This window comes from Spirillospora sp. NPDC048824, from assembly GCF_043198455.1.
Classification (GTDB): Bacteria; Actinomycetota; Actinomycetes; order Streptosporangiales; family Streptosporangiaceae; genus Spirillospora.
The window spans coordinates 297,035-309,645 of record NZ_JBICUS010000002.1 but is presented as its reverse complement, the minus strand read 5'-3'; the positions used below and the strand labels follow the sequence as shown (position 1 = coordinate 309,645).

The window sequence follows — 12,611 nt, the reverse complement described above, 5'->3', positions numbered from 1 at the left end:
ACCGACGATGAACTCATGGCCACCTCTTTCGCCGATCTCGCCGATCGAACCGGTCAATCTGCTCGGGGATGGCCCGTCCGCCGAAACCTACCGGTTCCGCGGCCGAGTCAGGCTGAGACCTCTCATCATCGGGGTCGTGGTCGTCCTGCAGGGGGACGTGACGGTCGTCCAGAGGGGGTTCGAAGGGCTCGTCGTGTCCGGTCAGTTCGGCAGCGGAGAGCGAGCGGGGGCCTTCTTCGACGGGGCGGGGGCCGTCCAGGTCGTCGTCGACCACGCCCAGTTCGTTCAGCTTGCGCGCACTGACCAGCACGCGTGTCTCCAGCGAGCCGACCGTCCGGTTGTAGGACTTGATGGCGCCGGTGAGCGCGCGGCCCAGTTCATCGACGTGCTGGCCCATCGTGCCCAGCCGCTCGTACAGCTCCCTGCCCAGATCGAAGACCGCGCGGGCGTTGCGGGAGAGGGCGGCCTGCTGCCAGGCGTACGACGCCGTCCGGAGCATCGTGATGAGGGTCGTGGGCGTGGCGATGTGCACCCGGCGGCGCATCGCGTACTCCAGCAGACCGGGGTCGCGGTCGAGGGCGGGCGCCAGGAACGCCTCGCCGGGGATGAACAGCACGACGAATTCCGGCGCGGGACTGAACGCCTGCCAGTACGACTTCGCCGACAGGCGGTCGACGTGGTCGCGCAGATGGCGGGCGTGCGCGTCCAGCCGTACCGGATCGCCGCTCTCCGCGGCCTGCAGGTACGCGGCCAGCGACACCTTGGAGTCGACCACGATGTTCTTGCCGCCGGCCAGCCGCACCACCATGTCGGGACGGACGGTGCCATCGACCGTGTGGGAACTGGCCTGCTCGTCGAAGTCGCAGTGGTGCGCCATCCCGGCCAGTTCCACGACGCGGCGGAGCTGGAGCTCCCCCCAGCGCCCCCGCGCCTCGGGCCGCTGCAGCGCCCGGACGAGCGACTGCGTCTCGCGGCGCAGCTGGTCGGAGCTCTGCCGGACGAAGTCGACCTGCTTGGCCAGCATCGCGTGCGACTCCCGGCGGCCCGTCTCGACCTCCCGGAGCTGCTCCTCCACCTTGGCGAGCGTCTCCTTGAGCGGCGCGACCAGATGCTCGACGGCCTGCTGCCGCCGCTGCAGCTCGCCCGCCGCCTCGACCCCCGCCGCCTTGAGCCGGGCGTCGGCCAGTTCGAGGAACCGCTGGTTGCTGGCGTCCAGCGCCTTCGCGGACAGGTTCTCGAAATGCTCGGCCATCCGCTCCTCGGCGTAGGCGAGTTTCTCCTCGGCCGCCCTCGCCCGCGCGATCAGCGCGCCCTGCCGGCCCGTCGCGAGCGCGTACCCGGCGACGGCGCCGAACACGGCTCCGATGAGGAGGCCGGTGAACAGCGCGAGGTCCATCCGTTCATCGTGACAGCGCGGCGCGGAACAGCGATCGCGACGCGCCGGGACGCCCCACGGCACCGGACATTTGGCTCAGCGTTCACCAGCTTGTGGCCCGCCGGACGATCCGGGCAGCCCGAGGGGTCCGCGGACGGTCATAAACTTGGCGGCCGTGAGCCTCTCCATCGGAATCGTTGGGCTGCCCAACGTCGGCAAGTCCACCCTGTTCAACGCGCTGACCAAGAACGACGCACTGGCCGCGAACTACCCGTTCGCGACGATCGAGCCCAATGTCGGCGTCGTCGGGGTGCCCGACCCGCGGCTGGCCGTGCTGGCGGAGATCTTCGGCTCGCAGAAGATCATCCCCGCGACGATGGAGTTCGTCGACATCGCCGGCATCGTCAAGGGCGCGTCCGAGGGGCAGGGCCTCGGCAACAAGTTCCTCGCCAACATCCGGGAGACCAGTGCGATCTGCCAGGTCATCCGGGCCTTCGAGGACGCCGACGTCACCCATGTGGACGGCGAGGTGGCCCCGTCCCGCGACATCGAGACGATCAACACCGAGCTGATCCTGGCCGACCTCCAGACGATCGAGAAGGCGCTGCCGCGTCTCGACAAGGAGGCCCGCACCAAAAAGGACAAGGACAAGCTCGCCGTCGTCGACGCCGTGAACGCCGCGCAGAAGCTCCTGGACGACGGCGTCACGCTCTTCGCGGGCGCCGAGAAGGCCGGGATCGACCTGGCGCTCCTGCGCGAACTGCACCTGCTCACCGCCAAGCCGTTCCTCTACGTCTTCAACCTCGACGAGGGCGAGCTGACCGACGAGGCGATGCGCGCGCGGCTGCGCGACCTCGTCGCCCCCGCCGAGGCGATCTTCCTGGACGCCAAGATCGAGGCCGAGCTGATCGAGCTGCCGGACGACGAGGCGCTGGAGCTGCTCCAGGGCATGGGCCAGGAGGAGTCGGGGCTGTCGCAGCTCGTGCGAATCGGGTTCGCGACCCTCGGCCTGCAGACGTACCTGACGGCGGGCCCCAAGGAGGCGCGGGCCTGGACGATCCGCAAGGGCGCCACCGCCCCGGAGGCCGCCGGCGTCATCCACACCGACTTCCAGCGCGGCTTCATCAAGGCCGAGGTCGTCTCGTTCGACGACCTCACCGCCACCGGCTCCATGGCGTCCGCCCGCACGGCCGGCAAGGTCCGCATGGAGGGCAAGGAGTACGTGATGCAGGACGGCGACGTCGTGGAGTTCCGCTTCAACGTCTGACCGTGCCGGGAGCCGCGATGCCGCGGCGTCCGGGCCCTGCCGGGAATCGGACAGTGCCGTGACCTGTGTGATTTTGGCAACAGCAGGTGCCAGAGGTGGCGAAGTGGCCACTGAGCTGGGCGTTCTGTCGGCAGATGTCCCGAATCTGACAGTATGACGGTTTCTTTTGGGAACAAGGTGCGGTCGCCGCCGTCACCCGGTAACCAAATGACTCCCGGCTCGTGCCGCTTGTCCGGAACCTGGACCTGCGCACTGTTCGGAGCCTTGGATAGGGGATCGTCACCGTTTGGCAATCCTCCCCGTTCCTGCTGAGGTGGATTGCATTATCCACAACCGCGCGCCGGGGCTGTGCTTCGCCGGGATGCGCTGGAACAATTGACGCTCGTGGTTACGCTGGGCCCGAGGTGGGTTCAGAAAAGGCCACCGGCACCATGACCGGACACATGACCGCGCCGACCGGGGGCGAGGCGCGAGCGGAGGCAGGATGGCTCGCAGGTCGGCCGTACGACGCGGCCGTGACACCGCCGTAGTCGAGGAGACGGTGGCGCCCGGGAGGGCGCTCTCGTCGGCCGTCGACCCGTGGGACCTGCCTGCGGGCGACCAGCGCCGCGGGCGCTCGGGCGGCGGCGACGGCGGCCGCGGAGGCGGCCGCTGGGGCGGCTCCGGCGGGCGTTGGTGGGTGTGGGCCGGACGCGCCGTGCTCTGGGCGCTGATCATCGTCATCCTCGTCAACGGCGTCCGCGCCCCGTTCGAGCGCTTCACCGCCGAAGAGACCTCCGGGGGGACCACGCCCGGGGCCAAGCCCCCGAAGGGCGCGGCGTTCCCCAGCAGCGCGGCCGGCGCGTTCGCGATCCAGTTCGCCAACGTCTATCTCAACTACGACCAGAAGAACGCCCCCGCCCGCGAGACCCAATTGCGGACGTTCCTGCCCGACGGCGCCGACCCCCAATTCGGCTGGAACGGCGTCGGCAAGATGCAGGTGCAGTCCGTCCAGGTGGCCGGAGTGGACGCCCGTGACGCCAACAACGCGACCGTGACGCTGCTCGCCAGCACGTCCGACAAGTGGCTGCGCCTCGCCGTTCCCGTGTACGCGGACAAGAGCGGCTCCCTGGTCGTGTCCGCCCGTCCCGCGCTGCTTCCCCCGCCGACCAAGGCGCAGCTTCCTCCGGGTGGCGTCGACAACCGCGACTCCGCGCTCGAAACCGAACTCCAGCCCTTCCTCGGCACCTTCTTCCAGGAGTACGCGACCGGCAACCAGGAGGCCCTGTCGCGCTTCTCCGACGGGGCGGCCATCGCCGGCCTGGCCAACACCGTGACCTTCATGCAGGTCAAGGAGGTCGTCGCGCCGAAGGGATCCTCGGGCGAGCGCACCGTCACCGCGACCGTCGTATGGCAGCCGGCCGCGGGCGGCGGCGGTGAGCTGGAGCAGACCTACCAGCTCGCCATGGTGAAGAAGGGCAACAAGTGGCTCGTCCGCGATATTCGCGGCACCACCCAACCTAACGCATCATGAAAGGCCCTGGTTTGAACGAATCGACCCCCAGCGAATCCGCCGACCAAGGAAGGTAGCCGTCGATGCTGAACCACATCATGGCGTCTATTCCCTACGAACTCCTTGCGGCCGATGAACTCAAGACCGATCAGCTCGCCGACTGGCTGCGGCAGATATTCGGTCCGCTTTTCCTGGTGATCGTCTCCATTGTGGCGATCTTCTTCCTGTTCACCCGCGAAATCACGCGTTTCGTCCAGTTCATCGTGCTGGCGATCGGAATCGGAGTGGTCTTCTACGTGCCCAACATCATCGAGACCACGGCCAAGGCGATAGCCACGGCCCTCGGCGTGGACGTCACCTGACCCCGGACCGGTGTCGGCGGACGGACCCGTGCTCGCGCAGTTAGGGGAGTAGGGGCTTGGATCTACCCACGTACACGAACATCTGGCGTATCGAGAAGCGGCTGTACAAGCTGTACGACCTGCGGCTGCCCATGCCGCTGCCGCTCGTCCAGATCGGCGTGTTCCTTGGCGTGTTCGTGCCCTGGATCCTGCTGCTCAGGCTGTTCGGGATCCCCTTCGAATCCCCCTGGCACGTCCTGTACATCGTCCCGCCGGGCGTGCTGACCTGGCTCGCCACGCGTCCGGTCATCGAGGGCAAGAGGCTCACCGAACTGCTGCTCTCCCAGAGCCGCTACCTCGCTGAGCCCCGCACCTGGTGCCGCCTCACCCCGATCCGGGAACCCCGCGAGGTCGTCATCGTCGCCCGTGTCTGGCGCCGCGCCGAGGCCCCCGCCCCCGTCGCAGCCGTGGAACGTGCGGCGATCAAGTCCCGCCGCAAGCGCAAGGCCGCCGCCGCCCAGCCGGCCGCCGCCCAGCCGGCCGCAGTCCAGCCGGCCGCAGTGCAGCTGGCCGCGATGCCCGTACCGGCCATGCTCGCGCGCCCCACCACCGCCTCCGCGCCACCGTCCCTGGTCGACTACGCCGCCCACCGCGACGTGCCCGCTCCTGACGTTGCGTCCCCCGCCCCCGAGGCCCCGGGGGCACCGCCCAAAGCGTGGCGCCGCACCACGCGCGACATCTCCCACGAGGACGATGTCCAGCCGGTCCCCGCCGAACTCGACCACCCCCCGGCGACCCCGCGGCTGGAGGTCCCGCCGTCCGGCAAGCGTGCCCTGGCCTCCGGGATCCGCCGCCCCGGCGCCCCCGCCGAGTTCTGGCAGGCCGACCCGCAGCCCACTCGACCCGACATCCCCCAGCGGCCCCGCGCCGACGTCCGCAGGGCCGCCGAGGAGATAGCGAACGGCACACCCGCACCTCCCGCGTCCGGTGAAGACCAGGCCTCCCCGCCGGCCGGGCGAACGCCCGGCGAAGAAGCACCGAGCCGCCCCGCCCAGCCGCACCGGGTTCCGCCTCCTGCTTCCGGTGAGGAGCCGGGTGCCCGGGTGCCCGGACGTGCGTCGGGTGGAGGTGCGCCGGTGAGCGGCGCCGGGCGGCCGCACCAGGTTCCGCCGCCTGCCTCCGGTGGAGATGTGCCGGTGAGCGACGCCGGGCAGCCGGGTGAGCTTGAGGCCGCGGACGGTGCGGCCGGACGTGAGCGTCGTGAGCCGGTGTGGTCGGAGGGGGAGCCGCGGCGGGACGTCCGGCAGGAGTCGGGGACGCCCGCGGCCGAGGAGCGGCGGAGCCGGGACGGCGGGCGTTCCGGTGACGGCGTGCCCGCGGCGCGGCGGTCCGGTGGTGAGGCCGGTGACAAGAAGGTCGCCGGAGAGAAGAAGTCCACTCCGCGGCGGGAGCCGGAGCAGGTCGTTCCGCCCGCGGCGGCTCAGGCGCCGTCCGACGACCGCGGTGTGCGGGAGACGCGGCGGGATCTGCCGCGGCCCTGGGCGCCGCCGCAGCGGGAGACCGGGCGGGAGGGCGAGCGGCCGCCTGCGGTGCGGCCGCAGGTTCCGGGGCCGACCCGGCCGGACATTCCCATGGTGCCCGGGGCCTTCGGGTCGCGGCCGAGCGGCCCGGCCGCGCCGCCCGCGGCTGTGCCGCCGCCCGCGGCCGGACCACCGCCCGCGGCCGGACCGCCGCCCGCGGCTGCGCCGCCGCCCGCGCCGCCTGCGCCCGGACCGCCTCGGATGGAGGCGCCCAGGCCGTGGTCGGAGGGGCTGTCCAAGCCGCCGCGCCCCGCGTCGGCGGACGGTTCCGCGTGGCCTTCCGCCCCCGAGACGGGGCACACGCCGGAGACCAGGCCCGTCCCCGTCGAGCAGCCGCCGCCGGCGGAGGAGCAGGCGCCGCCGCGTGAGGTGCGGTCGCAGCCGGCCTCACCGATGCGGCCGCGGCCGTTGCCGCCGCCGCCCGCGCCGCCGCCGTCCGGGCCGGCGATCACGCCGCCGGATCCCGAGCACGAGGTCAGCGGCGGCGGGCTGCGGCGGTTGTTCCACGCCGTCGGCGGCGGGCACGGCGACGTCGACGCCGAGTACCAGCAGCGGCTGCAGCAGCCGTTCCACGGGACGCGGCACGTCGTCGTGCTCGGGTGCACCGGCGGCGCGGGGCAGACGGTGACCGCGCTGATGCTCGGGCACACGTTCGCGCAGCACAACGGCGAGCCGGTCGTCGCCATCGACGTGAACCCCGGGCCGGGCGCGCTGGCGCGCCGGACGCGCAGCGACACCAACGAGACGCTGACCGGGCTCATCACGCGCGCCGACCAGGTCGGCAGCCTGACCGCGATGCGCCGGTACACCTCGCAGGCCAAGTCGGGCCTCGATGTGATCGCGGCGGGCAAGAACCCGCTGCAGGCGCTCGACGACCGCGACTACGCGCTGGCGATCCGCACCATCGACAAGTTCTATTCGGTGACGCTACTCGACTCGGCGGCCGCGGTGGTCGCGCGCGTCCTGCCGTACGCCGACCAGATCGTGCTCGTCGCACCGGCCAGCGCCGACGCGCCGCGCGCCGTCGCGATGACGTTCGAGTGGCTCGACGGGCACGGCTACGAGGAACTGCGGTCCCGTGCGGTGACGGTCATCAACGGGGTGAGCCGCCGCAGCATGGACGACGTCGAGCAGGCCGAGGCCGTGGCGCGGGGGCGTTGCCGGGCGCTGGTGCGCATTCCATGGGACGATCATCTGAGCATGGACCGCGCCCCGCGCAACGAGCTGAAGTCGTTGCGGACGCCGACGCGGCGTGCCTATCTTGCGCTCGCCGGCGTGGTCGCCGGTGGTTTCACCGTCATGCCCGAGCGTTACCAGGAGCTTCAGCAGGAGCAGGAGGCCACCCGATGAGCGCCCCTCGCGGGCATCGAGCGGAGACCGGGACGGGCCGGGCGCGGCTGGCGGGCGCGCCTGACCTGGATGACCGCCCGGACGGGAAAGACTCTCTCCGGCAACCCTGCGCGGTCGCCGGCGCACCGGGACAATGGACCGCGGTGGGGGTGAGGGCGTGAGCAAGTCCAGCAGGCTGGCCGTGCGGTACTTCGACGACCGCGTACTGTTCACCGACACCGCCGCCTGGACGTACTTCCGGCTGCCCACGGTGTCGTACGAGTTCACCACCGGGGAGGAGCGCGAGGCGCTCGCCACCAACATCACCATCGCGCTCGCCGGCATCCGGATGCAGGACGCCGAGGTGCATCTGCGGATCGCGCACCGGACGTACCCGGCGGCGGACTGGGCACTGGCGCTGGACCGCACGTCCGACGCCGGGCCCGGGTGGCGGGAGTACCTGGAGGAAACCTACGCGCATGTGTGGGCCAAGGACTTCTGGACCAAAGAGGTCTACCTCGGGGTCCGGCTCGGGCCGCGCGGCATGGGCGCGCAGCTGTCCGGCGGTGTGCTGTCGCAGTTCCTCGGCTTCTACAAGCGCAGCGAGAACGTCCTCGGCGTCCACGACGACGCGATCGACAAGAAGGAGATCGCGCGCTGGACGGAGCAGGCCGAGCGGGTCGGGCGCGCACTCGGCGGATCGGCGCTGTACGCCAGGCACGCCACCTCCACCGAAGTGGCGTGGCTGTTCCAGCACGCGGTGTCGGGGTCGCTGGCCGATCCGCCGCCGTCCGCCGTGCCGCGCCGGACGTGGGGCAAGGGCGAGATCGAGTCGCTCGTCGAGGGCGCCATCCACAACGGGCGCTCCTACCTGAGGGTCGAGCAGCCGAACTTCACGGGTGCGGGCGGCGGCGCCACGGCCGCGTCGTACGTCGCGTACCTGTCGTTCGCGCGCTTCCCGGACCTGATGCCGTTCCCGGACGGCGAGCCGTGGCTCCACTACGCCGACGCCCTCCCGTTCCCCGTGGAGATCAGCGCGCGGATGAAGCTGATCCCGCCGGCGAAGGCGTCCAAGGACGTCTCACGGAAGCTGGCGCACGCCCGCGACATGGACCAGCACATCCGGGAGGCGGGCGCGGAGGCGCCGATCGCGCTCGCGGAGCAGATCGACGCGGCGCGGATGCTGGAGCACGGCATCACCAAGGAGCGGCTGCCGTTCGTGTACGGGTGGCACCGGCTGATCGTGTCCGCGCCGACCGAGGACCTGCTCGCGCAGCGGGTGGACGCGGTCGTCGAGCACTACCGCGACATCGGCATCGACGTGGTCAACTCGACCGGCGACCAGTTCTCGCTGTTCCTGGAGTCGCTGCCCGGCGACCAGATCAGGCTGAACGCCTACGCGCAGCGCCAGCCGCTGCGGACGATCGCGGGCGGCATGCCGATCGCGACGGTCGACCTGGGCGACCGTCCCGACGAGCACGACGAGGGCTGGATCGGCCCGTACATCGGCGAGACGCTCGGCCGGGCCCGTGCCATCGTGCACTTCGACCCGCTCGTCGCCGCGGCGCGGAACCGTCCGACCGCCGTGGCGATCACGGGTGAGCCCGGCGGCGGCAAGACCACGCTCGCGCTGCTGCTGATCTACCAGATGGCGCTGCGGGGCGTGACGATCGCGGCGATCGACCCGAAGGGCGACGCCGAGTCGCTGGTGGAGCTGCTGAAGTCGCGGGGCCGCCAGGCGCGGATCCTGCCGCTCGGCTCGGCGGCGCCCGGCCTGCTCGACCCGTTCTCGTTCGGCGACGACCTCGCCACCAAGAAGATGATGGCGACCGAGACGCTGCGGCTGCTGCTGCCGAGGATGTCGGAGGAGCGCGAGTCCGCGATGATCCAGGCGGTCAGCGCGGTCGCGAACGCGGAACGGCCCTCGCTCGGACGCGTCGTCGACCATCTTGAGGCGATGGACGATCCGGCGTCCAAGAACCTCGGCGCGGTGCTCCGCTCGATGTCGGAGATGCATCTGGCGCGGCTGTGCTTCGACCCGTCCGGCGGCGAGCGCATCGACACCGCGGGGTGGACGACGGTGTTCACGCTCGGCGGCCTGACCCTCCCGGACGTGGCGATCTCGCGGGAGGACTACTCCTACGAGCAGCGGCTGTCGGTGGCGTTGATGTACCTGGTGTCGCAGTTCGCGCGGCGGCTCATGCACGGGCTCGACCGGCGGCTGCCCAAGGCGATCTTCCTGGACGAGGCGTGGGCCATCACCGCGACGCCCGAGGGCGCCAAGCTGGTGCCCGAGGTGTCGCGGATGGGACGGTCCCGCAACACCGCGTTGATCCTGGTCTCCCAGAACGCGGGGGACCTGCTGAACGAGCAGGTGACGAACTGCCTGTCGTCGGTTTTCTGCTTCCGTTCCACCGAACGCGTCGAGGTCGGCGACGTCATGTCGCTCCTCGGCGTGGAGGCGTCCGACGAGCACAAGGCCGTGCTGCGCAACCTCGGCAACGGCGAGTGCGTTTTCCGTGACCTCGACGGCCGAGCGGGGCGCATCGGCGTCGACCTGATCTCCGAGGAACTGCAGCGTTGGCTGGACACCAACCCGACCCGGTCGCATCCGGGTCCGTCCGAACTCACCGCCGCGGGGGCCGAGGTCGAGGAGGTCAGTCGATGAGGGGTCCCCGCGGCCGGATGGCGCGCCTGCAGCGCTCACCCGGCGAAGGGCTCGACCGCGCGGTCCTCGACCGCCGGACCCGGCGCCGGCGGCGCCCGCGCACGCGCCGCTCCGTGATGCTCCTGCTCTTCATGTCGCTGTTCATGCTGGGCCCGCTGTCGCCCGCGTCGGCGTCGATCCCGGACCCGTGGACTCCGAACGACCTGTGCAGCCCGGCGGACAACCCGGCGCCGGAGCGGTACGGCTCGGGGACGGACGGCATGATCAAGCCGCCGGACTACCCGAGCGAGAAGCTGCGGAACACCCCGGTCGAGAACCTGACCTACTACGACCGGTACGGCATGGCCGGGCAGTCCTGGTACGCGGTCGACATGGGCTGCTCGGACGCGATGGCGATGACGGGCAACGCCATCGCCAACACCGTGTTCACGCTCGTCCGGGCGGTCGACCGGACCACGATCAGCGTCTACCAGGCGGCCGCGTCGCCGTCGCTGCTCGACTGGCTGAAGGACACCGTCGACGGCGTCATCAGCGACATGGGCGAGACGTTCAACGCGCGCTACTGGTCCTGGGTGGTCATCCTCGGTGCGATGTGGCTGGCCTGGTGGGGCCTCGTCCGCAAGCGGGCGAGCAAGGTCACCGAGGGCGTGATCTGGATGGTCGTCGCGATGGTGGCGCTCGTCTGGCTGATCGCGCGGCCGTCGGACTTCACCACGCTCGGGACGCAGACGTCGGAGGCGACGAGCGCCGCGTTCAACGCCGCGTTGCCGCAGAGCAACACCGAGGGCGGAATATGCATCCCGAGACCCGACGGCAAACCGGATCCGGCCACGTCGGAGAACCTGGACGAGACATCCCGCAACGCGAACAGGCTCTGGGTGGCCCTGGTCTGCAAGCCGTGGCTGCAGGGTGAGTTCGGCACCACCGATCCCAACGCGAAGATCGTCAAGGAGAACGCCGACAAGCTCCTCTGGTCGCAGGCGGTCGACCTGCCCGAGACGCACGGCCCCAACAACGAGGCCGACCTCGGGAAGAAGGCCGAGGCATACAAGGACGTGGCCGCGAACATCAAGGAGGAGCATCCCGAGACATACGCGCTCTTCCAAGGCAAGAACTGGGAGAACCGGCTGGCGGTCGCGTTCGGCGGCCTGTTCGCGGCGCTCATCGCGGGCATCCTCATCATGGTCATCGCCATCGCGCTGATCGTGGTGAAGATCGCGTTCCTGCTGCTGCTGGTGGCGGGGCCGATCTTCCTCGGGATAGGAATCCATCCCGGCATCGGACGGGTGATCGCCATCCGATGGCTGGAGTTGCTGCTGTCCATGCTGCTCAAACAGGCGGCGCTGATCGGCGTGCTGTCGCTGCTGCTGTGGGCGTACGGGCTGATCCTCGGTGAGGCACTGCCGTGGGGTCTGCAGATCCTGCTCATCGCGCTGGTGACGTTCGCGGCGTTCGTCTACCGCAGGCCGTTCCAGCATCTGTTCTCCGCGGTGGGATACGGCGCGGTGGGGGCGCGGGAGAAGAGCGAGGCACAGCTCAACAGGTCCGTCTCCGAGGCGCGGAGAAGCACGATGGCGGTCGCCTCGGCGGCACCGGCCGCGGCCGGTGCCGGTTTGGCCCGCTGGGCCAGGCGGGAGGCGACCTCCGAGGCGGTGGCCCCGGCCACGCAGGGCGATGTGGCTCCGGGAACGGCGGTGGCGGCCGACCGGCGGGGCGGCGCCGGCGAGGGGGAGGGCCCGTCGCCGGAGGACGCGCCGGTGCTCGCGGCCAAGCCGCGCGGCGCGGGTGCCGCGGCGGCGCAGGCGGGACGTTCCCGGCGGGGTGCTCCTCCGCTGAACCTGCCGTCCCGCGCGGGTGCGCTCGGCGACCAGCGCTCGGACGGCGGCGCCGCGGGTGGTGCCGCGGCGGACGCGGCGGCACGGCCGGGCGGCGTCGCGGGCGGCGTCGCCGGTGCCAGAGCGGGCGGCGGCGGGAGGAAGTCCCCCGGTGCGGGCTCCGGCACGGGGACCGCCCGCCCGACCTCGTGGACGGGACGCGGCGGAACCGGTGGCGGCGGCATCACCGGCGGAGGCGGAGGCGGAGGCTCTGGCGGCTCTGGCGGCTCTGGCGGCAACGGCCCATCGGGCGGCTCGGGCGGTTCCGGCGGCCCGTCCGGCGGGTCCGGCGGCAACGGCTCCGGGAAGGGTGCCGGTGGTGGCGGCTGGTTCGGTGGCGGCGGGCGTTCGTCCGGTCCCGCCGACCGCGGACGCGGACGCTCGGGCGGTGGTTCCGGTGGCGGCTCCGGTGGTTCCGGCGGCGGATCGGGTGGTTCGGGCGGTGGGTCCGGCCGGTCCGGCGACCGCGGGTCGAACGTCCCCCGGCCGCGTGCCGATGCGAGCGGCGCACCCTCGGCGTCCCGGCCGCAGGGCGAACGGCAGAAGCCTCCGCCGCTGTGGGGCAGGCGAGAGTCGCAGGAGGGCCCGCCGCTTCCGTTCTGGTTGCGTCCACCGGACCGGCCGTCCGGTGAGCGGGACGACGAGTGAGTCTCACCCACCAGCCCTCCCAAGGATGAAGAAGACT

Annotated in this window: 7 protein-coding genes; 6 read left to right on the top strand and 1 reads right to left on the bottom strand. The window is 71.6% G+C overall.

Annotation, left to right across the window (positions count from 1 at the left end):
• Window positions 1–13 precede the first annotated feature (13 nt).
• Window positions 14–1,396, bottom strand: coding sequence for a DNA recombination protein RmuC (gene rmuC, locus ACGFIS_RS04900; RefSeq protein WP_392969602.1), 1,383 nt, complete (start codon window positions 1,394–1,396; stop codon window positions 14–16).
• 154 nt (window positions 1,397–1,550) lie between these two features.
• Between rmuC and ychF the strand changes: the two genes are divergently transcribed.
• The 6 genes from ychF to ACGFIS_RS04870 all read left to right on the top strand — a co-directional run bounded on the left by ychF (window position 1,551) and on the right by ACGFIS_RS04870 (window position 12,574).
• Window positions 1,551–2,642 (top strand): redox-regulated ATPase YchF, encoded by a 1,092-nt coding sequence (gene ychF, locus ACGFIS_RS04895; protein WP_392900379.1) that lies wholly within the window; start codon window positions 1,551–1,553, stop codon window positions 2,640–2,642.
• Between the two features lie 484 nt (window positions 2,643–3,126).
• Entirely contained in the window at window positions 3,127–4,155 is a 1,029-nt protein-coding gene (locus tag ACGFIS_RS04890) for a conjugal transfer protein (protein WP_392900381.1), read from the top strand.
• A 62-nt stretch (window positions 4,156–4,217) separates the two neighbouring features.
• A complete protein-coding gene (locus ACGFIS_RS04885; RefSeq protein WP_392900383.1) occupies window positions 4,218–4,496 on the top strand; it encodes a hypothetical protein in 279 nt (92 codons plus the stop codon).
• A gap of 56 nt (window positions 4,497–4,552) precedes the next feature.
• The gene (locus ACGFIS_RS04880) at window positions 4,553–7,405 is read left to right on the top strand and encodes a TcpE family conjugal transfer membrane protein (RefSeq protein ID WP_392969598.1); all 2,853 of its coding nucleotides are present in this window, start codon (window positions 4,553–4,555) and stop codon (window positions 7,403–7,405) included.
• 157 nt (window positions 7,406–7,562) lie between these two features.
• Entirely contained in the window at window positions 7,563–10,052 is a 2,490-nt protein-coding gene (locus ACGFIS_RS04875; protein WP_392900387.1) for an ATP-binding protein, read from the top strand.
• Window positions 10,049–12,574, top strand: coding sequence for a type IV secretion system protein (locus ACGFIS_RS04870; protein ID WP_392900389.1), 2,526 nt, complete (start codon window positions 10,049–10,051; stop codon window positions 12,572–12,574). Before ACGFIS_RS04875 ends, ACGFIS_RS04870 begins: the two co-directional genes overlap by 4 nt.
• Window positions 12,575–12,611 lie beyond the last annotated feature (37 nt).

Excerpts from the sequence above, each read along its gene's own strand:
- rmuC (WP_392969602.1), bottom strand. The coding sequence starts at position 1,396 with ATGGACCTCGCGCTGTTCACCGGCCTCCTCATCGGAGCCGTGTTCGGC.
- ACGFIS_RS04870 (WP_392900389.1), top strand. The coding sequence starts at position 10,049 with ATGAGGGGTCCCCGCGGCCGGATGGCGCGCCTGCAGCGCTCACCCGGC.
- ACGFIS_RS04890 (WP_392900381.1), top strand. The coding sequence starts at position 3,127 with ATGGCTCGCAGGTCGGCCGTACGACGCGGCCGTGACACCGCCGTAGTC.
- ACGFIS_RS04885 (WP_392900383.1), top strand. The coding sequence starts at position 4,218 with ATGCTGAACCACATCATGGCGTCTATTCCCTACGAACTCCTTGCGGCC.